A 21,517-nucleotide genomic window follows, 5' to 3' on the forward strand; every position below is an offset into this window, starting at 1 on the left:
TGCCCCGCGATGCTCTTCGGCATCGGAACACCCCCGCGTCGGCGGGGAGGACCCGGATGGCCCGGTCACGGCGCCTCTTGTGGGCGGAACACCCCCGCGTCGGCAGGGAAGACGCAGCCAGGACGTCAGTGAGACGCGCAGCAGCCGGAACACCCCCGCGTCGGCGGGGAGGACGCGGGAACAGTGTGGCCGGGCAGCCCCAGCTCCGGAACACCCCCGCGTCGGCGGGGAGGACGAGGTGTCGGCGACGGCCTTGATGTTGAAGATCGGAACACCCCCGCGTCGGCGGGGAGGACCGGACCACCGCGGCGGCGATGATGTCGGACTTCGGAACACCCCCGCGTTGGCGGGGAGGACACCTGGCCGAGGTCCTCGTCGGCCGTCACCAACGGAACACCCCCCGTCGGCGGGGAGGACGGCCACCACTCAGTCCGGCCCGTCACCTCGTCCGGAACACCCCCGCGTCGGCGGGGAGGACTTGGCCGAGCCGCGCTTGCGTCCGGGTGCGTGCGGAACACCCCCGCTTCGGCGGGGAGGTCCGGCGCCCAGGCCGCCACCGCCCGCCTGTCTACGGAACACCCCCGCGTCGGCGGGGGAGGACCCACGTACCGGGGTACACCCATGCCTGTTGAGCGGAACACCCCCGCGTCGGCGGGAAAAACCTCATCCGCATCGGCCACCACGACCAGGACGCCGGAACACCCCCGCGTCGGCGGGGAGGACTGGGCGAACAGGATCACGGACCTGCCGGTCGACGGAACACCCCCGCGTCGGCGGGGAGGACATCACGGACGTGGAGCTGACGGTGCCGGACACCGGAACACCCCCCGCGTCGGCACGCCAGGCCACGTGGCGGGCGTCTGGTGCGATCACGGAACACCCCCGCGTCGGCGGGGAGGACCTCATCGGCTTTTCCTCGGCGCTCGGGACCGACGGAACACCCCCGCGTCGGCGGGGAGGACCGGCGTCCAGGCCGCTACCGCCCGCCTGCCTACGGAACACCCCCGCGTCGGCGGGGAGGGGGCAGGCGTTTCCGCTCGGCGTCGATCGCCTTCGCCGGAACACCCCCGCGTCGGCGGGGAGGACGTGAACCCGGGCAGCATCGCCCTCTGAATGTCCGGGACACCCCCGCGTCGGTGGGGAGGACAGATACGCCCGGTCGAACTCGGCCGGATCCATCGGAACACCCCCGCGTCGGCGGGGAGGACGGCGGAATGGTCGGCGTGGCGGGCTGGGTAGTCGGAACACCCCCGCGTCGGCAGGGAGGACCGGCGCACGACCAAAAATGCGGACCGTACGGAACACTCCCGCGTCGGCGGGGAGGACTCCAGGCCCGTAAGGAAGCCCTTCCCGGCGTTCGGAACACCCCCGCATCGGCGGGGAGGACTCGCGCTCAGGACGCGGTGAGCCCCTGCCCTTCGGAACACCCCCGCGTCGGCGGGGAGGACAGGTTCCGCTCCGCATCCTTGAGGGCGTCGGCCGGAACACCCCCGCGTCGGCGGGGAGGACTGCCCACTCGATCATCGTGTGGAGGTCACCGACCGGAACACCCACGCGTCGGCGGGGAGGACGAGCGGTACGCGGACTACCTGCAGGTCGGGTTCGGAACACCCCCGCGTCGGCGGGGAGGACTTGGGCAGGGTGAGCGCGTCACCCACGACCGACGGAACACCCCAGCGTCGGCGGGGAGGACCCGGGTAGTCCAGCGGGGCCGGCACGGTGTAGGTCGGAACACCCCCGCGTCGGCGGGGAGGACTGGGTCGGCGAAGAGGGCCCAGAGCTGATGCGCGGAACACCCCCGCGTCGGCGGGGAGGACATCACGGACGTGGAACTGACCGTGCCGGACACCGGAACACCCCCCGCGTCGGCGGGGAGGACACCACGAACGAGTGGGCCGACGCCGGTACCGACGGAACACCCCCGCGTCGGCGGGGAGGACCCGCGCATGGCCGTTCCGTCGGGATGGGTCCGCGGAACACCCCCGCGTCGGCGGGGAGGACACCGGACGACCGGGGGATTTTTCATGCCCGAACGGAACACCCCCGCGTCGGCGGGGAGGACTACGCGAGGGACGCCGCGTGCAGCACCGCCTACGGAACACCCCCGCGTCGGCGGGGAGGACATCTGCCCGTCAGCGCCGATCGGAATCGCGTACGGAACACCCCCGCGTCGGCGGGAAGGACGGCGGGCGCGGGCAAGTCCACGATGCTCGCGCACGAGTTGCCAGCTTCGGACCAATGCCTCAGGCCATGGAGAACTTGGTTCTCGGCGTGGCTCCTCGTCGAATCGATGAGGAGTACAAGACGGCGGGACAAGTGTCCTGACGCGTCGCTCACCTGTGATGCACCGCCGCTAATCTGAACTAAAGTTCAACCGGCTGGCCGCGGTCCGGGACCACTCCCGAAAATGTCCCGAAGGGAATCTCACTCAGTCCCTTCAAAGCCGATACCACCTGAGGCCCGGCGATACTTGACAGGCATCTAAGCCCCACCAAGAGCAGTGCCTTATGTTCCGTCGTGAAAAGGTGCGCGAACGCCTTTGCCTTCCAGGCCGAATCGCCCAGCAGGGCATCAAAGCACACTATTTCAGCAACCTGAAGGAGATCTCGGGCGACCTGGGGGTTCGCTCGCAGCCTCTGCACGAAGTCGAGGTAATCACTCAAGTATTCAGGGGGCGTCGCAACAGCATCTCGCAACGATGCGTATTCGATCCTAATTGCATCAGCACCAGCACCCACATACGCCTTATGTGTGCGGTCCTGGACGTGCCTAATGTATGCATCCGCCTTCTCTAGCATCGGAAGCACGTAACTGCCGTCTGGATCGCCAACCGTCAATGCGCTCTCAAGTCGACTCCGAAGCAGACGCTCTGGGACATCGTCAAGGCGTCCCGCATCCTGAACTGCCGCCAGGATGACAGCAATAAGACTGTGTCCAGCCAGGACACCAGCCGCAGGGTCAGGAAGAACTCCTTGCTTTCCCACAGCAAGACCGAATGAATGTACAGCTTGCAGAATTGCCGGAGAATCAGCGAGCAGGGCACCTCCGCGCAAGAATCGCGCCAATGCTGGCGAGATTTCGGGCAACCCCTTTAGCTGCGTGTCCGTCCTAGACTCGGCTCCGGAACATGCCGCCCCATCGAGATGCGCAAAACGCTCTGGTAGCCAGGCGTGCGACTTCTCCCGCCGGGTCACGGTCGCTTCGTCCATCACGACGATTCCGAGCTTCCGCGCCAGACTCTGGCCACGCGGACTCACGGTTTGGCGAACAAGCGTCACTCGGTCCAGGTCAAGCAATTGCCTAAAGCCAGCCAACCAGACGATTGTGTTCGGCTCGCCCGTCTGCCCCTTGCCGCTCTTGCATTCCATGCTAGAGCGGGAAATCCGAAGGCGAGAGTCGATATCGATCGACAGCACATCAATATCGGTCAGGACGCTGCGTCCGCTGTCCGCATCCTCTGCCGGGAGCGGCACGCGCAGACGCACGTACGCGCCCTCGGCGAACTCAAGCCGAGCCACACGGCGCTCCAAAAGTCCGCCAAGGGTATCCGCGGGCTTGGTGCCAGCCTGGGTTCGCACGGCCGAGGATCGCCGCGAACGACGCCCATCCCCTCGCCCACGATCATTCCCGGCAGCAGTCGCCTCAGAGGTTTCGCCGGTGTTGTCAGTCACTTCCCGCCGCCCATCATCCGGTTAACAGGGACCTCCCTGAGGGCAGCGATCAGCCTAGCTTCCTCGATCTTGTCGACGTCACTAGTCAATGCCAGCCTGGCGCGCTCCTGCTCCACGTGACGATACGATCGCTGAGCTCGAAGTGCCGCCGCGTCGGCCCGCTCGGTTCCCGTGCCCTCCCTGGCGTTGAGCATCTGCAGTGCGTCCTGCGCGACCTCGGGCTGCAGAAGCTGGAGTCGGTACCGACCTGACTGGTAACCACCAACCACCTTGACGACACCGGCCTTCTCAAGCATCGGATAATCGGTGCCGACGTTTGAGGTGTTGCCAGCCACGCCTCGATTGATAAGCGCACGCAGGAAGACCTCGGGCGAGTGCAGCTTGAACTTCGCGAACGTTGCGGCGTAGATCATGGAGCCCACGAGCTGCCGCACGTGCCCTGACGCATCGCCCGCGGTGCCGCCGAAGGGGTCGCGTCGGATGTGAGGCGTAAACAGGAAGCCACGCTCGGCATCCTCGGAAGTCTGGATCACCGACCTCTGAACGAGGTTCTGAGAGACGGCAAAGTCCACCCATTTCGCCTCAGTGGACTGAACGTGCGTTTCCGGCATTCCGGGGTTGAGCGCGATCTCTTCCAGGAGGGCAGTGACCTCGGCAGTGGCCCGGGCATCAGCGGCCTTCAGGGCCGCCTTCGCAACGGAGTCGTCTCCCTGTGTCCAAACGTTCGGGTTGTAGAGAACCTCACGGCCGTCATCAGTGATGACACGACGGATCAAACCCGTATGGGTCAGGTGCCGCAGGGCAGCATCGGCAGCCTCGTCGTGCCCCTTGACGCCATCCGCGGTCGCGGCAGCCTGCAACGCGTCCTGTTCCAGCAGTGGCTGGAGTGTTGTCGCGCGCAGCAGCGCGAGGGCCGCTAGCTCAACGGGACCGACCATGAGCACCCTGAAGAGCTTCGGGGTGGCCATAATGAGGTCACCAGCGGCCGGGATGCTCTCGGTGATGGAAACGAGCTGGCGATCTACGTCGTGGACGGTTGTGACCCAGCCCAAGGTCTCCATCGTCGCGATGACATCTCTCAGGTTTCGAGGTCCGAGACCCACGTCCAGGCCGATGGCCTTCACCCGCCCGGCGCTGCTCGTGGTGCTCCCCTGAAGCCGGAACGCGACGTCGAAGACCCACCCCGCGAACTCGAGCTGCTCCAAGGCCGCCCGCTCGGGACCCATCTGGTACACGGAGAGGTGCCGCGACAGGCCCAAGGCCAGTTCGGCATCCGTCAGAAAGCTCAAACTTCCCCCACCTGAAAGAACTGGCGCACGACTCGCGCAGGTCTCACGAGCCACCGATCAGGCTACCGGTCACATCGTCACGTCGCCTGACAATCCAGCGCGGAGACCCACATTCGGAATCTCGGACGGGCACCTCCACACCGAAACACCCCCGCGTCGGCGGGGAGGACCTGCTGCCTATGGACACCGCCTTCCCGTTCATCGGAACACCCCCGCGTCGGCGGGGAGGACGTCGGGAGCGCGAGCTGGCCGGAGGCCCCCACCGGAACACCCCCGCGTCGGCGGGGAGGACAGCTTCGACGTGTACGTGTACGCCCCGAGGGTCGGAACACCCCCGCGTCGGCAGGGAGGACTACTTGACCTGAGCGGCCTCAGAGATGCGGTACGGAACGCCCCCGCGTCGGCGGGGAGGACCAGGCCCATGCCCTCGCGCTGCACCACGTGAACGGAACACCCCCGCATCGGCGAGGAGGACTTCAGGGCGATGATCCGGGTGCGGTAACCCATCGGAACACCCCCGCGTCGGCGGGGAGGACGAGGGCTTCGACGTGGTGAAGCCGACGTTCAACGGAACACCCCCGCGTCGGCGGGGAGGACGCCTTGATCTTGCGGGTCTTGTCCCGGGTGGGCGGAACACCCCCGCGTCGGCGGGGAGGACAGGCGGGCGGCGAGCGTGGTGATGCGCTCGATCGGAACACCCCCGCGTCGGCGGGGAGGACAGGCGGGCGGCGAGCGTGGTGATGCGCTCGATCGGAACACCCCCGCGTCGGCGGGGAGGACTTGGGGTTGGCCATGCCGTCTATCGGCCCGAGCGGAACACCCCCGCGTCGGCGGGGAGGACGATCCGCCGGCCGCCGTGACCACTGCCGCCACCGGAACACCTCCGCGTCGGCGGAGAGGACGCCAGCAGCAGCTCGTCCCGGGTGGCGGTCTCCGGGACACCCGCGCGTCGGCGGGGAGGACATCAGCTTGGCCAGAATCTGGGTGTCGACCGACGGAACACCCCCGCGTCGGCGGAGAGGACGAGCACGGCGATGTTGCCCACGGCGGGGCCGCCGGAACACCCCCGCGTCGGCGGGGAGGACCTGCGCGCCGGGAGCGTGGCAAGCCTGGCGTCCGGAACACCCCCGCATCGCCGGGGAGGACTGCCCGCCCGGTTCGAGGACCTGCGTCCAGACCGGAACACCCTGCGTCGGCGGGGAGACTCGGCGAAGGGACCGGTCGCACCCTTCATCGTCGGAACACCCCCGCGTCGGCGAGGAGGACGAAACGTACGTGCCTTTCCAGGACTCCAACGACGGAACACCCCCGCGTCGGCGGGGAGGACAGCCGGCTGAGCTCTGCCTCATGCTCGGCAATCGGAACACCCCCGCGTCGGCGGGGAGGACACGGTGAGACCGTTCTCCCCGGCGAGAGTGAACGGAACACCCCCGCCTCGGCGGGGAGGACGTGGTGCGCAGCACGACGCGCGGGTCGTGGCCCGGAACACCCCCGCGTCGGCGGGGAGGACCAGTGCCCGGCACCGAAGTGCTGCGGGTGCAGCGGAACACCCCCGCGTCGGCGGGGAGGACGTCGCCAAGACGGCGCACGAAACCGCCTGGAACAACGGAACACCCCCGCCTCTGCGGGGAGGACGCGTCCTTCAGGTCCAGCTCCTCGACCTGATCCGGAACACCCCCGCGTCGGCGGGGAGGACTCCATTTGGGAATCGACCTGCGCTTTTTCGTCCGGAACACCCCCGCGTCGGCGGGGAGGACCCGCCGCACACCCAGGCGGCCCAGATCTTGAACGGAACACCCCCGCGTCGGCGGGGAGGACCCGCCGCACACCCAGGCGGCCCAGATCTTGAACGGAACACCCCCGCGTCGGCGGGGAGGACTCGGCACGCGAGAACCTCGTCACCCCCTTGTTCGGAACACCCCCGCGTCGGCGGGGAGGACTCGGCACGCGAGAACCTCGTCACCCCCTTGTTCGGAACACCCTCGCGTCGGCGGGGAGGACGGCGACGTGGGTGACGCGGGCCCGCTCGTTGGCGGAACACCCTCGCGTCGGCGGGGAGGACGATCGTTCGGATGCGGGCCACGGTGCTGGCTTCGGAACACCCCCGCGTCGGCGGGGAGGACGCCGGCGTCACCTTCCACGCGTACTCGGCGGACGGAACACCCCCGCGTCGGCGGGGAGGACCGGGTGCCGGGCTGGCGGTAGTGGCCTGTGGTCGGAACACCCCCGCGTCGGCGGGGAGGACCACCTTGGCTGGGGTGAAGGCGGACCCTTCGGCGAACACCCCCGCGTCGGCGGGGAGGACGAGTACGACCTGCAGGGCCGCCCACGCGTCGTCGGAACACCCTTGCGTAGGCAGGAAAGACTCCTTGTTGACCATCGCGACGAGCTTGGAATCCGGAACACCCCCGCGTCGGCGGGGAGGACCCACTGTCTGTATCTCCGGTTGTCCGGGTACGCGGTACACCCCCGCGTCGGCGGGGAGGACGGCCAGACAGGCAATGTCTACGACACCATCTACGGAACACCCCCGCGTCGGCGGGGAGGACTACCCGGTCGTGATGGTCGACTCCCTCAGCCACGGAACACCCCCGCGTCGGCGGTAGGGACATCGAGGTCACCAAGTACGCCGCCCCAGGGAACGGAACACCCCCGCGTCAGCGGGGAGGACCGCTGGCGCCACGGGACGCCGGCACTGGCCTTCGGAACACCCCCGCGTCGGCGGGGAAAACTCGCCGGTCTTCTGCAGCTTGGACACGATGTCCGGAACACCCCCGCGTCGGCGGGGAGGACTTACCGACATCGGCCATGAGCGCCTTCATCTTCGGAGCATCCCCGCGTCGGCGGGGAGGACGCCGCGATGCCCGCGCTCTGCGCCGTGGTCTTCGGAACACCCCCGCGTCGGCGGGGAGGACCAACCCACCCCGGGCGACTACTACATGCACGACGGAACACCCCCGCGTCAGCGGGGAGGACAAGGTGCGAGTCGGGTAGCTCGACTGCGCGGACGGAACACCCCCGCGTCGGCGGGGAGGACGCCGCGAGCAGAATCGTGTTGCCGGACGCCGACGGAACACCCCCGCGTCGGCGGGGAGGATATCGGCACCTCGGGGTCCTCGACCTGGGGCGCCGGAACACCCCCGCGTCGGCGGGGAGGACCACTCAATGGTGCGGAGACGCTCCTCATGGTCCGGAACACCCCAGCGTCGGCGGGGAGGACTCGTCGAGGGTGGTGCTGCCGATCTGCTCGTACGGAACACCCCCGCGTCGGCGGGGAGGACGCTGCCTCGTTGCCTGTCACGCCCTGGGTGAGCGGAACACCCCCGCGTCGGCGGGGAGGACTGCGAGCGCGCATCGCACGCGTTCGTTGGTTGCGGGAACACCCCCGCGTCGGCGGGGAGGACCCCGCCGTCGTCGACGAGCAGCTGGTCGAGGACGGAACACCCCCGCGTCGGCGGGGAGGACTTGGTGCCCAGACGCTCGATGGCCTCGCCCTGCGGAACACCCCCGCGTCGGCGGGGAGGACTTGGTGCCCAGACGCTCGATGGCCTCGCCCTGCGGAACACCCCCGCGTCGGCGGGGAGGACGGGGTCACAAAGGTATGAATACGGAGCCCCTGCGGAACACCCCCGCGTCGGCGGGGAGGACGCGCCCGGGTGGGGTGGACGTGCATCAGCCGTCGGAACACCCCCGCGTCGGCGGGGAGGACCCGATCACCGAGGTATCGCCGTCCTTGCCCCACGGAACACCCCCGCGTCGGCGGGGAGGACCTCATGTCCGCCTCGGCCTTGTCCTTGGCGGCCGGAACACCCCCGCGTCGGCAGGGAGGACCGCCACGGGCCCTGATACCAGGACCAGCGTTCCGGAACACCTCCGCGTCGGCGGGGAGGACGTGCCGAGTAGTGGTCAGCCGGTGCGACGCTCCGGAACACCCCCGCGTCGGCGGGGAGGACGACAAGGGGACGCGGGTCATCGTCGAAGGCGACGGAACACCCCCGCGTCGGCGGGGGAGGACTGCTCACCCGGGTCAACGGTGATGATCTTCGCCGGAACACCCCCGCGTCGGCGGGGAGGACGCCGCGGCAGGGACGGTGAGCGCGACGGGCAGCGGAACACCCCCGCGTCGGCGGGGAGGACGTGAACGGGCAGGGCCCGTTCTGGGGCGACATCGGAACACCCCCGCGTCGGCGGGGAGGACGGCCGAGCGGGAAGACTCGCCGCCGCTTGTTGCGGAACACCCCCGCGTCGACGGGGAGGACTGGCCGGTGCTCATCACGACACCCGTGATCGTCGGAACACCCCCGCGTCGGCGGGGAGGACGGACGCCGCCTGAACGCCGACGACTCCAAGGGCGGAACACCCCCGCGTCGGCGGGGAGGACAAAGAGGCTCAGGCCGCCATGGACAAGATCGGCGGAACACCCCCGCGTCGGCGGGGAGGACGTTCCGGACCGGGCGTGGTCTGGACGGCCCCGCGGAACACCCCCGCGTCGGCGGGGAGGACAGCAGGAACCGGTGGTTTCCGGCGCCGAGGGACGGAACACCCCCGCGTCGGCGGGGAGGACCTCACGTCATACACGCGCTCCTGATACCGGGTCGGAACACCCCCGCGTCGGCGGGGAGGACTCTGCCGGGAAGATGAACTGTTCTCCGCCGAACGGAACACCCCCGCGTCGGCGGGGAGGACTCTGCCGGGAAGATGAACTGTTCTCCGCCGAACGGAACACTCCCGCGTCGGCGGGGAGGACGATGAGCAGGGAAAGCCGCACGTTGCTGCCCTCGGAACACCCCCGCGTCGGCGGGGAGGACGCAAGCACACCGTGCAGGACATCGCCGACGAACGGAACACCCCCGCGTCGGCGGGGAGGACGCGAACCCGCGCAGCCCCGGGATTTCCCCCGCGTCGGCGGGGAGGACAACGGCTGGCACCCCCGCGTCGGCGGGGAGGACCACCGGGCGCACGCGATCGCGCTGCAGAACCGCGGAACACCCCCGCGTCGGCGGGGAGGACAGCGTGCGGACGATGCGAGACATAGAGCTCTCCGGAACACCCCCGCGTCGGCGGGGAGGACTCCGAGGCGAAATACGCGTTCGCGGCCTCGACCGGAACACCCCCGCGTCGGCGGGGAGGACACGTTCAACGAGGGCTCCCAGACGTGGAATGGCGGAACACCCCCGCGTCGGCGGGGAGGACGCCCGCACATGCACAAGAAAGCTCTGCACGGTCGGAACACCCCCGCGTCGGCGGGGAGGACGGCGGGCCGCCCTGGTCCTCGGGCTGCCATGCCGGAACACCCCCGCGTCGGCGGGGAGGACAGCGTGCGGACGATGCGAGACATAGAGCTCTCCGGAACACCCCCGCGTCGGCGGGGAGGACTCCGAGGCGAAATACGCGTTCGCGGCCTCGACCGGAACACCCCCGCGTCGGCGGGGAGGACACGTTCAACGAGGGCTCCCAGACGTGGAATGGCGGAACACCCCCGCGTCGGCGGGGAGGACGCCCGCACATGCACAAGAAAGCTCTGCACAAACGGAACACCCCCGCGTCGGCGGGGAGGACAAGGCCAAACCGACTGGCGTACGACGAGAGATCGGAACACCCCCGCGTCGGCGGGGAGGACGGCGGGCCGCCCTGGTCCTCGGGCTGCCATGCCGGAACACCCCCGCGTCGGCGGGGAGGACTCCGGCTCGAGGAACAGTCCCTGGTACGCGGGCGGAACACCCCCGCGTCGGCGGGGAGGACTTGGGGTTGGCCATGCCGTCTATGGGGCCGAGCGGAACACCGCCGCGTCGGCGGGGAGGACGCCCGATCGAACGCCCCGGGATCGGCGGCCATCGGAACACCCCCGCGTCGGCGGGGAGGACAGGATCAGGCCGCGAAAGGCGGGGCAGCGGGACGGAACACCCCCGCGTCGGCGGGGAGGACTAGAGGGCGTCCGGGTCGTACGGCACCTGGACCGGAACACCCCCGCGTCGGCGGGGAGGACGCGAAGCTGGCCCTCGCGGGTACGGGCATCGGCGGAACACCCCCGCGTCGGCGGGGAGGACCGCCACGCCTCCCAGCCCTCTGGCGTGTACGGCGGAACACCCCCGCGTCGGCGGGGAGGACAATGATGTCGTCCCAGATCCAGTCCTCGACCTCGGAACACCCCCGCGTCGGCGGGGAGGACACGACCAGGTTCGTGGAATCCACGATGCCGGGCGGAACACCCCCCCGCGTCGGCGGGGAGGACCGGACCACCGCGGCGGCGATGATGTCGGACTTCGGAACACCCCCGCGTTGGCGGGGAAGACCGCCGCAGTCGCGCACGGTCTGGCCACGGAGGCGGAACACCCCCGCGTCGGCGGGGAGGACGGTGAGGACGTGCGGTGCTCAGGACTTCGGAACGGAACACCCCCGCGTCGGCGGGGAGGACTCGTCGGCGTATTTCTTCGAACCGGTGGCCATCGGAACACCCCCGCGTCGGCAGGGAGGACAGCGGAACGCACTGGCACGTGTTCTGCGCGTGCGGAACACCCTCGCGTCGGCGGGGAGAACTCTCCGGCCTGAATCTCGGACCGACACGCGGGGGAGCATGGCGAGGGTGGGGGCGGCGAGGCGTTTACGCGCGTCGCCGCCCCTTCGCGGTGCACTCACCCGGTTTTCGCCGGGGCGAGGCTGAGGAGTCCGGCGCCATAGGGCTTTGCACGGCCGATGCCGGTGAGGACGGCTTCGGTGAGGGCGTCGGGGTCGGTGACCGTGGCGGTGCCGTCGTAGCGGATGAGGCTGTGTCGCATCTTCGGAGCGTCGACGCCGCGGGGCTGGGCGGGGGCAAGGTTGGTGGGTGTGAGGACGTGGGGCTGGAGTCCCGCGGAGGTGGCGCGCCGTATCCACCATTGGTCGGCTTCGGACCCGGACAGCGGGATTACGCGGCCACGCTGGTTTTTCTGTTCCAGCGGGAGGCGTTCTCGTTTGACGGGGTTGACGACGATCCGGTAGTTGACGGCCATGCCTTTACGTAGGGCGGCGAACATGGGAGCGAGGTCTTTGATCTCGGCGTGGCCGTAGTCGGCGGGTAGCCGGTGCGCATCGATGTGCTGGGCCTGGACGAGGAGGATGCTCGCAGAACTGGATTCGTCGATGCGGTAGAGCAGGCCAGCTGTGTGGCGGGGTGAGTTGCCGAGGTTGTCGGGGGCGAGCCGCATCACGGTGCGGTGCATCTGGGTGGCGTCGCGCAGGTCGCGCTGGACGGCTCGGCTGTGGGGGTTGAGACGGATGCGGGCGATCACCGCAGTGGGGCTCATGCGGCGTTCCCCTCCAGGCAGTAGGTGATCAGTCGGTCCATCAGTTGTGGGCGTGGGCTGGTCAGGGAGTGCGCAAGGTGGTACTCGGCCCGGTACACGCGCCGGGTGCGGTGGCTGCGCTGGTGCTGGGCGAAGCTGACGGGATGGTCGTTTACGGCCAGGATGTCGACCTTGTCTTCCGGCACATCAGCCGGGGGCTCCTCATACAGGAACGTGACGGGCACGGTGTCCGGCTCGGGCCGCTCGGGTGCGCGGCTGAGCGGCACATGGTGGCGTAGTTCGCTCAGGGGGTCGGGGACGTGGGCGCGTAGCAGGAACGGCTCATCGGGGACGCACGAGCGGCGCCCGAGGTAGGGCGCCCAGTGCGGCCGGTGCAGGGCCTGGGCGATGCGCTGGGTGTCGGTGTCGGGGCCGGTGACGGCGATGGTGAACACGGCGTCGGCCAGGTAGTGGCGCCTGGTGATCACAGCGGCGCCCTTGTTGCTGTCGCCGCTGGTGGCCGCGGTCTGCGCTTTGGGGAAGCCACCGCCGACGGTGTGGTAGTCGACCAGCCGCACCCCGGGCCGGTCCACGCGCACAGTGAAGTGGAGGCTGTCGTACCGCTCGATGCCCTGTTCGTCGCGCCCGAGGCCTTCGGCTGCGGCGAACATCCCGGTCAGCGCGGACCGGGTCGGGAACGGTGCGCTGTCCCGCACGGGGGTGAACGCTGAGCGTTCACCCCAGGACTGCAGCGGGCCGGCCAGGCGCAGCAGCAGTCCGCTCACTGCTGCTCCCCCGTCTCGGGCAGGGCTGCCTCCACGGCTGCCTCGATCAGGGCGTCGAAGGAGTTGTGGGCGGTGCCCAGCCCGGGCATCTGCTCGTCGGGGGCGATGGTGGCGTGGCCGTGGAAGGGGCGGTGGCGGTCGCCGGTGAGCCGGTTGATGTTCCCCGCGTACCCGGCCAGGGCCGCCCGCGACGGCCTGGCGTATCCGCCGGTTACGTCGGCGGTGACCGGGGCTTCGAACGCGGCCGCGAGGGAGAGCGGGCGCTGTTCACGCACGGCCAGGTAGGCGAGGTCGGGGAGGGTGTGCGGGGCGGTGCTGTTCTTCTTCGCCTGGGGCAGCGACATCAGGAAGTGTTCGGCGAAGGACGCAAGAACGGTGCGGGCCGCCTTCCGGTCGCCCTCCAGGTTCTTGACCAGGTCGGCGACGTTGACGGTGGCGTACCGGTAGAAGACACCGGAGCTGAACTCGGCGGTGTCCAGGTGGCCGCTGCCGGTCTCGGTTTCCCCCAGCCAGTCGTCGACTGCGGTGAAGTAGTCACGCTGCGGTTCGGAGGCGTGCGTGGTGAAGGCGTGCGCGACCTGGGCGGCGCCGTCGACGTTCGCGTCCGGCAGCTCGGCCAGCATGCGGCCCAGCAGACTGATCGAGGCGGTGCGCCGTTTGAGGATCTCCTCGATCCTGGCCGGCGGCAGCAGCTGCCCCGGCTTCTTCTTGCTCTGCCCCGTCTCCAGGTCGCCGCGATGTTCCTCGCACACGGCGGCAAGCTCGCCGATGGCAGTCTCGGGCAGGAACAGCAGCACCGAGGTGTGGCCGGCGGTCTCCGTGCCGATGCCCTTCTTACCCGCACTCGCTGCCACCTGGGCCCCGGCGAACGCCGCCAGCTCCTCGGGCCAGCCCGCCTTCATCAGGGCCTGGCGGAGCTTGACGGGAACCAGGCGGGTGCGGGCGGCCCGCTCACCGAGGTCCCGCTCGACCCCCTGGCGGATGACCCGCTTCCAGGACTGGCTGGAGACGCGGATACGAGGCGCGCTGCCGTACTGCACCTGCTTGGGCGACCCGAGGTCGTCCCGGTTCAGGTTGGCGGCGGGCACGGACTGCAGGGCTGAGAGGTCGACGTACAGGGACATCAGTTGTTCTCCTCAGTGGAATTGGAAGGGGTTGCGGCGGGGTCGTCGTCCTTGGCGCCTGCGGTACGGAAGTAGGCCTCCAGCCAGCGGGTGGCGATCCGGTTGCGGTCGCGGTTCCACCAGGCGAGGTCTTCCAGCAGCACCGCCCAGTCCACCGCGACGCCCCCGGTGAGCAGGTGCCGAGTCAGTGCCGGCAGCCGGGGGTGGATGGCCTCGATGCTCTGGCGGGCCATCAGGTGCAGGTCGCCTTCGGCAGAGTCTGGCTTGATGACCCGCTTGTTCACTGCCTCGGCCAGTGCGGCGCCGAGATTGGCGCGCTGGTACCAGTCCGGTCGGGGCTGCCCGTCGTCGGCAGCGTGTGCGGCGGTTTCGCGGGCGGCGCGGGGGCGGGCAGCGATCAGGGCGGCCACCGCATAGTGGGCGCGGCGAGAGTCGGCGTGCATCCGCTCGGGCAGCCGCGGGACGAGGTAGCGGTGCAGGTAGTTGCAGCGGTCGACGGGCAGGCCCAGACCGGTGCGCAGGTCGGACTGGGTCTTCTTGACCCGGCACAGGCCCAGGACGTGTGTGACGAAGGCGTCCGAGGCCCGCTCGGACTTTCCTTTCGGCGGTGCGGTCGATGCAGATACGGAAGCAGACATAGGACATCCCCGGGTAGGGCCAGTGGAAAGCAATGGCGCAGGAGGGTCAGGCAGCCTTGGGCGGTTGGAGGAGGCCGCGGATGATCGAGCGGGCCCGGTTGCGGGCACGGGCCACGCGGATGTCCGCCCGGTTGCCCGTTCCGAGCGCCGCATCCAGGGCGGCGAGGGCAGCGTTCACGAACGGCGGCTGTGGCCGGGCGCTCGACCGGCTGGGGGTGGCGAGCTGCCAGAATTCGCTTTCGGCCGCCGGCCAGTAGTGCGCCGCCGCAGCGGCGGCCCACGGCCCCGGCTTGCGCTTGTCGAGCTTCACCTTGCCAGAGGCGTCAGCGTTGACATCCGTGGCGAGCTTCCACGCGACCTTCGCCGCGTAATCCAGACGCTCCCCAGCGTCCTCCGCGGCCCGGTGGCATCGCTCCACGTGCGCCGCCATCTCCGGGTCCGCCTCCTGCTGCCACTGCAGGACCGGTGGAGTGGTCGCCTGGAACCAGCCGTTGTCCTTTTGCTGACCGTCCTGATCGAACCCGTAGGCCCGCACCCGCAACCGGCCACGCACCCCGTCCGGAAGGCCCTCAAGAGCAGTCGGGCGCAGCGCGTCCTGGGCACTGTCCATCAACAGCAGCGCGTCCATGTCCCGCCACAGCGCCCGCGAACTGTCCGCCTCTCTCGCTTGCAGGCCGCCGTCCCGACGCCGATCCAGGATCAGGAACGGATCCCGCGCGTCGTGAGCAGGCTCGTGGGTCGACCACGTGATGTATGCGTCGGCCACCTCGGTGCGGTCCGTAGACGGCACCAGCAGGGCGGCGTGACGGAACCGGCCCGTCAGCAGACGGCACGGCCACGATGGTGGGGGCCAGTCTCCCAACGGGTTGGGTAGTTCCTCCTCCCACGGACAGGCATCCGCCTCATCGGCCTCACCTGGGGCGGGTACCGCCAGCACCAGCGTCGTGAACAGATCCGGCGCCCATGGAAGGTACGAGATCGACTTCCGCAGCGGCCCCGCTTTCCCGTTGCCCGCCTGCGTCTGCGTAATCTGCCGCGGCGTGCACTGCCCCGCCGGGCCGAAGTACAGCTGGGCGATCAGATGCCAAACTGCCTCCGCTGCCGGCACCGGAACCGGATCGCCGTCCGTGAAGTGTCCGAACAGCACGGCACCGTTCACGCCCGTGGGACGCCCCATCACCAGCTTGTTCACGCCAGACGTGTTCGGCTGCCCCTGGCCGTCCACACAGTCCGCGAGCAGCCGTGGATCCTGCAGAAACGGTCGCTTCTCGTCGAACAGGCCGAACCGGCCCGCCGGGACCTGCTCGTCGAAATACGCGTCGACCGCGTCCGGATCGAACCGGCCACCGGCCAGCACGGCCTGCCGCAGGGCATGCCACTCTGCGATGTCCTCCGCGGTGTCCTCGTCGTTCAGCTGCACACCATCGTGGTGCGCGATCCGCGTCGTCATCGCCGCGAGGAGCCGCATCAGCCCGGAAGCCGCCGGCGCGACCGGCAGCTCAAGGTCCTCGATCTCGTGCGCCCGCTTGAACAACCCCCGGAAACCGATCCGGACAGACTCCCCCGATGCCAACCGCACCGGCACCCACGGCTCATCCCGCAGGTCAAACCCCCCACCCATCAAATACCCCCACTCACGAAAGCGCAGTACAGACACGGCAGTTACCCCCCAACCGGAACACATCCGGCATGACACCCGACATTCAACCAACCACCACTGACAGCCGGGTCCGGTTCAGACACTCCTCCGTTCAGAATCCCTCGCAATTCGAGCCTTTCACTCCCGCACAAGCCCCAACTCCGGGTCCAAACGAAGGCTCTTCGGCCCCACGGGGACCGCTTGTGCCAGCCCGTCCACTACGGGCTGGGTCAGGATTCGAAGTTCGCCCAGCATCGGGTGCTTGGACCAAGAGGCTGGCGGGCGGTGCGCGTCAGCGTCGACTTGGGCGAACCAGTCGGCGCGGACCGGGATCGTGCGGCGCATCACGCTTCGTACATCGCCCGCCGTCGGCTCAGCGTCCACAGCGGGAACCTCCTCCACGCCAGCAGCATCCAGCGTGATCCGCCCATCCGGCTGCTGGTGAACGCACAACAGGCGCACCGAGTCCGCCCCCAGGCGGGTGGCCGCCTCCCACTCGTCCTCAGTGCCTTCCAAGTGGTGCATCTGGTGCAGTTCCCACAGACTCCGAGCACGCGGCACGACCACGACGTCCGCCATGCTTCGCGCGGCCATCTCCCCGCCCCGGTAGGCACTCCACGCGGCGGACTTGGCCGGGCTGTCCCAGTCGAACCGGTCGGCCCGGTCACCGTGCACCCGCTCAACCAGCTGCTGCACATCGCCGGGGATCGCCACCTGTTTCCCGGCGAGCTCGGCCATCACCTCAGACGTCTCCATCAGCAAGTGCTCGTCGTAAACCTCTCCCCACTGCGCCGGCACTTTCCCACCGTCCGCCAACGGGTCGAGCACGACCAGCCGCGGTGCATCGGCCCAGCCGGGCCGGCCACGTCCGCCGGGGTAGCCGTTGCGGGACCACCAGTTCTCGTGCCGCCAGCACCGGCCCGCCCGCTGCAGCAACAGCGCCAGTGGAGCCAGGTCGCTGATGACGATGTCCGCATCCAGGTCCAGGGACTGCTCCACCACCTGTGTCGCAACGACGATCCGCCTCGAAGGACGCGGCCCGCTGCGGCCCATCCCCTGCGTGACCTGAGCTGTCCGCTTCTCTCGTTCGTCGCCCGGGAAGCGGGCGTGCACAAGCAGCAGCTCCTCGCCGGTCAGCGACGCGTAGTGCTCCTGCAGGCGGCGGTAGGTCTTCTGAGCCTCGGGAACGGTATTGCACACCACCAGGGCGCAGCCTCCCTCGCTCCCAGCAATGGGGGCGAGGAGCCGCTGGATGACGGCCTGCCGGTCCCGTGCCCCGGTGTTCGCGCTGTGCACGACGGGCTCTACCTGGACGTGCAGGTCCATGCTCCGCACAGCCGCCTGCTCGCGCTGCTGTTCGCTGGACATGGGGGTGCACATGCCGCTCTCGGCGTCCACGTACAGCCAGCCCGGATAGGGCGCCGGGAACTCCCGCTTCTTCAGCTCGGACACCTTCCTGCCCGCTCCTCGCAGGTACTCGGTGATCAGCCGGTTGCTGACCGACGCCGGAAGCGTCGCCGACAGCAGCACAACCGGCGCCCCGAAGGACCCGAGCCAGTTCAGCAGCCGTCCCAGGAGCACCTGCATGTACGGGTCGTAGGCGTGCGCCTCGTCGACGATGAACGCCTTGCCCGACAACGCCAGCAGCCGCAGCGCGTTGTGCCTCACCGGCAGCACCGACATCAACGCCTGGTCCACCGTGCCGACCGCGAACTGAGCCAGCAGCGCACGCTTCATACCCCGCAGCCACTGCCGCGGCCGCAGATCCGCCTCCGACCGCTTCGAGGACCGCCCCTCGTCCCCATCGCAGACCAGAACATCCACCCCGCCACCGAGATCCTCATCCGCGTACGCGCTGTTCAGCCACGCCATGCTGTGCGTCAGCGTCAACCCTGCCCGATGCCCTGCCTGCCGAAGCAGTGCACCCGCCACCCGGCCATACATCTGGTCACTCGTGGCCATCGTCGGCAACAAGAAGGCGAAGCCCCGCGTATGGAAAACCCGCGAGAGGACCCGCACCGCCTCCAGCGCCGTCTCGCTCTTGCCATCGCCAGGTGCGGCAGTAACCAGCATGATCCCGCCCTTGCAACCTCCCTGCGCGGCCGAGGCGAGCTCCTCCATCACCGACCGCTGCAAGGGATTCGGCTTCCCATCGATGCCGTATGACTGCGAAAAGCCCTGGTACTCCAACTCCACCGGCTCCAGACCCGCATCACGCAGCAGACCCGGAGCATCGGCCACAGAGCGAGCGAAGTGATCCTCCAACGAGCCGTCCAACGCCCGCTGGCGGCTCTTGATGTAGGGAGCCTGGCTGACGAGCCAGTCCGCGAGGATCACCACACCCGTCACCAAGACGGCTGCAGAAGCACAGAACGCATCCGGCACCTTCGGCTCACCCAGCACGCGATGGACCGCCCTCGCGTGCACCACCCGCTGAACCGCCCATGTCCGGCCGCCCAGCAGGTCCTGCACCGCGAAGTGGGCGTTGCGGCGGTAGTCGTTTCGGTGGAAGCGTCCGTGATGCCCGCCGAGGATCTCCGCGATGCGCCGTACCGCGGACGCCTCACCGGTGTCCTGGAACCCGAGGGCCTCAAGAACAGCTGAGGCAGCGCGCATGCCCGCGACATCGTGGCCGACCCGCTCGGCGCCGATCTTTCCGGTGTCCGCGAGGAATGTCTCGCTGAGATGGTCTTTCCCGTGCCGTGAGCAGAACTGGAACCCGGAGATCTTCCCGATGTCGTGCAGACCGGCACACAGCGCAACAGCCCCGCGGGCCTGCTCCGGCGAGCATTTAAGGCCGTCGGCAATGGCCCGTCGCTGATTCTCCGACAGGTACGCATCCCACAGGTACGCTGCCATGGCCGCCGCGTCCAGGAGATGTCGCACCAGAGGGTATGGAGGACAACTCTCGTCCAGCCCCCGCGACTTCCCCCACGCCGACTCATCCAGTTCCGGCAGTCCCATGACTCTCCTCCCTGGCCGACACGGAACTTCCGTCGGCATCCAAGATGCAAGCACGTGGCACCGACAATGCGTCCGTTGCCTGCTGCGCTGGGGCCTGCCAGTGGGCGGCGCGACGTCCTCGCCCACCTGGCCGCCGTCGCGTCCGTCGCGAAGTCGGTCCTGATCAGCAAGACCCACCTGGCTTGCGACGCCATCGGCTGTCCGCTCGGCTTCGTGGTGACCGCGGGAACGACAACCCAAGGTCGTCGAGTCCTACCAGGCATCCGTCGCCCTCGCATCGCTGCTGATGTTGACGACAACTCCTAGCGAGGCCCAGGGCCCGTCGGGCCGGTCTTGCCCGGTGGCGGCAGCTGGGACGGCGGCGCCGGGTGGTGGCGTGGCTGCTGGGTGGCGGGGATGGCCAACATCAGGTTCAGATTCACTTCCCAAGTAGAGATTTCACTTGGTAAGTTAATCTCAGAGAGTTGACGCACCGCCTACAACGCGTCAGGCGTGCAGGCATAACCCAGGGGAGGACCAAGTGGATCTCGAAGCACTACGGGAAGAGCTACACCAGGCCATCGATCGCATCATCGACGCCCGCACGAGTTGCGGCGATACATCACCATCAATCACTGCCGAAGAGCAAGACCCCTTGTCGATCGCGGCTGGCGACGCGACCAAGGAGTGGACCTACCGCTGGCCAGGTAGCGGCACTGAAGACTTCCACGAGACTCGCTGGTACGAACTGGCAGGCGAGCGTGGGCGGCATCGTGTACGGGTTGCGTGGACCCGGCGCGCGGCCTGGGGGCGGGACGACCGTCTCAGGGCCATCGTGTTCCACCAGCAGGGGCGTGCCGACTCGACCACGTATTACCCGTGGACAGAGTTTGTCGAGACCGACGACGGTCGCTATGCCGCGATCATCCCCAAGCCGGGTCAGCCCAGGGCACAACTGCGAGACGACGATCCCATCCCCGATCGGTTCCAGCACCGAACCGTCGAAAGGACAGACGCTCTCTTTGACTCGATCGCCGAGGGCCCCTCTCTGCGGTTCGTGGTCGATAAGTCCGACGAAGTGGAGATGGTTCGCCACGGCTATTGGGTCGCCACTCTGCGCAATCGCTTCTGAATCGCCTATGCGTGGGCAGGACGGCGCTGACCGAGCCTGGGGCTGAACCGGCCTGCTCCGGAGCTGCGTCGCCCTGCCCGTCCGCTGATGAGGCGGCTAGCCGCGCCCGGCCCCGCGGAGGACGACCCGCATGCGCGGGTCGTGCCGAAGGCAGTCGTGGTGTGCAACCGGCAATGCGGCTTGCAGCCCGGTGCCCTTCGAGAACGCCTGATCTGTTGATCTTCATGGACCTGACGTGGCTGACAGAAACGTCGCCAGCATCCGCCTCAGCCCGCTAGCCGGTGACTTCGCACATGGGGTTTTAGGTCTCCAGCCAGCGAGGCCGCGTTTCGTCGATGCCGAGGAGTTCGAGCAGGTGTGCTTGGACTCCTCGGCTGACGAGGATGACGGGTGGATCGGTAGCGGTGCCGGGGCGGAGCATGAGGCCGTCGAGGTGGTAGAGGATCATGCGGCCGGTGGGTCGGACCTTGCGGTTGTCGGGGTAGAGGCCGGCCATGGTCTGCTCGGGGCCCAGGGCCTGGCGGACCTGGCGTTCGATCAGGCAGTAGACCAGCAGGGCCAGGCAGATCACGGTGATCAAGGCCGTGATGCGGCGGTTGTGCTCCAGGAACAGCGGTGCGACGGCCAGGGGGCCTTTGAACTCGCCGTAGCGGCGTTCGACCACGCCCTGGCCTTTGTAGCGCCGGAAGACCTCGGCCGTGTCGGCCTGTTCTGGAGTCAGAGCGGTGACCAGGGAGTACCAGCCGTCGGCGGCGGCTTCGGCGGCCAGGACGTCCTGGTCGAAGTGCCAGGTCAGAGCGGGTTTCCCGTCCGGGCCGGCGGTGACGGCGGTGCGCAGACAGCTGGCGACCCGGCGGGACTTGGTGATCACCCCGATCCGGGCCTGGACCTTCTCGGCGGTGGTGTAGTACCGGCCGCCGGCTGATTTTTGCAGTTTGGCCAGATCCTCGGCGGCTTTGGCCAGACGCTTGGCGCGTGCTTTGCGCTGGCCCTCCGCGTTGCCGGTGGAGTGGACCAGGATCCGGCGCAGGTGG

At 69.1% G+C, this 21,517-nt stretch carries 10 protein-coding genes and 5 CRISPR repeat arrays (1 of these 15 running past the window's edge); of the genes, 1 reads left to right on the top strand and 9 read right to left on the bottom strand.

Annotated features, from left to right (window positions below; genetic code table 11):
• Nucleotides 1–358: a CRISPR direct-repeat array (repeat unit 29 nt; unit sequence CGGAACACCCCCGCGTCGGCGGGGAGGAC) (it extends 100 nt beyond the left edge of the window).
• Nucleotides 359–872: 514 nt separating this feature from the next.
• A CRISPR array of direct repeats spans nucleotides 873–2,184; the repeat unit is 29 nt; unit sequence CGGAACACCCCCGCGTCGGCGGGGAGGAC.
• A 179-nt stretch (nucleotides 2,185–2,363) separates the two neighbouring features.
• From ACWD6R_RS16720 to cas3, 8 genes are all read right to left on the bottom strand, one after another.
• Complete coding sequence (locus ACWD6R_RS16720; RefSeq protein WP_451819355.1) at nucleotides 2,364–3,518, bottom strand: hypothetical protein; 1,155 nt, start codon at nucleotides 3,516–3,518, stop codon at nucleotides 2,364–2,366.
• A gap of 149 nt (nucleotides 3,519–3,667) precedes the next feature.
• Nucleotides 3,668–4,960, bottom strand: a complete 1,293-nt coding sequence (locus tag ACWD6R_RS16725; RefSeq protein ID WP_451819356.1) for a hypothetical protein — start codon at nucleotides 4,958–4,960, stop codon at nucleotides 3,668–3,670.
• 141 nt (nucleotides 4,961–5,101) lie between these two features.
• A CRISPR array of direct repeats spans nucleotides 5,102–6,107; the repeat unit is 29 nt; unit sequence CGGAACACCCCCGCGTCGGCGGGGAGGAC.
• Nucleotides 6,108–6,197: 90 nt separating this feature from the next.
• A CRISPR array of direct repeats spans nucleotides 6,198–7,266; the repeat unit is 29 nt; unit sequence CGGAACACCCCCGCGTCGGCGGGGAGGAC.
• A gap of 92 nt (nucleotides 7,267–7,358) precedes the next feature.
• Nucleotides 7,359–11,497: a CRISPR direct-repeat array (repeat unit 29 nt; unit sequence CGGAACACCCCCGCGTCGGCGGGGAGGAC).
• 95 nt (nucleotides 11,498–11,592) lie between these two features.
• Nucleotides 11,593–12,243: a type I-E CRISPR-associated protein Cas6/Cse3/CasE gene (cas6e, locus tag ACWD6R_RS16730; RefSeq protein WP_451819357.1), complete on the bottom strand. Its 651-nt coding sequence runs from the start codon at nucleotides 12,241–12,243 to the stop codon at nucleotides 11,593–11,595.
• Nucleotides 12,240–13,007 (bottom strand): type I-E CRISPR-associated protein Cas5/CasD, encoded by a 768-nt coding sequence (gene cas5e / locus ACWD6R_RS16735; RefSeq protein WP_451819358.1) that lies wholly within the window; start codon nucleotides 13,005–13,007, stop codon nucleotides 12,240–12,242. Before cas5e ends, cas6e begins: the two co-directional genes overlap by 4 nt.
• Nucleotides 13,004–14,131 carry a type I-E CRISPR-associated protein Cas7/Cse4/CasC gene (gene cas7e / locus ACWD6R_RS16740; RefSeq protein ID WP_451819359.1) on the bottom strand — a complete coding sequence of 376 codons (1,128 nt, stop codon included), beginning with the start codon at nucleotides 14,129–14,131 and terminating at the stop codon, nucleotides 13,004–13,006. Before cas7e ends, cas5e begins: the two co-directional genes overlap by 4 nt.
• Nucleotides 14,131–14,769, bottom strand: coding sequence for a type I-E CRISPR-associated protein Cse2/CasB (gene casB, locus ACWD6R_RS16745; RefSeq protein ID WP_451819360.1), 639 nt, complete (start codon nucleotides 14,767–14,769; stop codon nucleotides 14,131–14,133). The genes cas7e and casB overlap by 1 nt, the downstream gene beginning before the upstream one ends.
• Nucleotides 14,770–14,815: 46 nt before the next feature.
• Complete coding sequence (gene casA / locus ACWD6R_RS16750; RefSeq protein ID WP_451819361.1) at nucleotides 14,816–16,426, bottom strand: type I-E CRISPR-associated protein Cse1/CasA; 1,611 nt, start codon at nucleotides 16,424–16,426, stop codon at nucleotides 14,816–14,818.
• Nucleotides 16,427–16,546: 120 nt separating this feature from the next.
• Entirely contained in the window at nucleotides 16,547–19,411 is a 2,865-nt protein-coding gene (gene cas3, locus ACWD6R_RS16755) for a CRISPR-associated helicase Cas3' (protein WP_451819362.1), read from the bottom strand.
• Nucleotides 19,412–19,892: 481 nt separating this feature from the next.
• Between cas3 and ACWD6R_RS16760 the strand changes: the two genes are divergently transcribed.
• The gene (locus tag ACWD6R_RS16760) at nucleotides 19,893–20,483 is read left to right on the top strand and encodes a hypothetical protein (protein ID WP_451819363.1); all 591 of its coding nucleotides are present in this window, start codon (nucleotides 19,893–19,895) and stop codon (nucleotides 20,481–20,483) included.
• A gap of 301 nt (nucleotides 20,484–20,784) precedes the next feature.
• Here ACWD6R_RS16760 and ACWD6R_RS16765 read toward each other — a convergent pair.
• Nucleotides 20,785–21,517 (bottom strand): IS1634 family transposase (locus ACWD6R_RS16765; RefSeq protein WP_451819364.1); only part of this gene is annotated, 733 nt, incomplete at its 5' end.

Source organism: Streptomyces sp. NPDC005151 (assembly GCF_053599875.1).

Coding starts and splice junctions, on each gene's coding strand:
- cas6e (WP_451819357.1), bottom strand. CDS start 12,243: ATGAGCCCCACTGCGGTGATCGCCCGCATCCGTCTCAACCCCCACAGC.
- cas7e (WP_451819359.1), bottom strand. CDS start 14,131: ATGTCCCTGTACGTCGACCTCTCAGCCCTGCAGTCCGTGCCCGCCGCC.
- casB (WP_451819360.1), bottom strand. CDS start 14,769: ATGTCTGCTTCCGTATCTGCATCGACCGCACCGCCGAAAGGAAAGTCC.
- cas3 (WP_451819362.1), bottom strand. CDS start 19,411: ATGCCGACGGAAGTTCCGTGTCGGCCAGGGAGGAGAGTCATGGGACTG.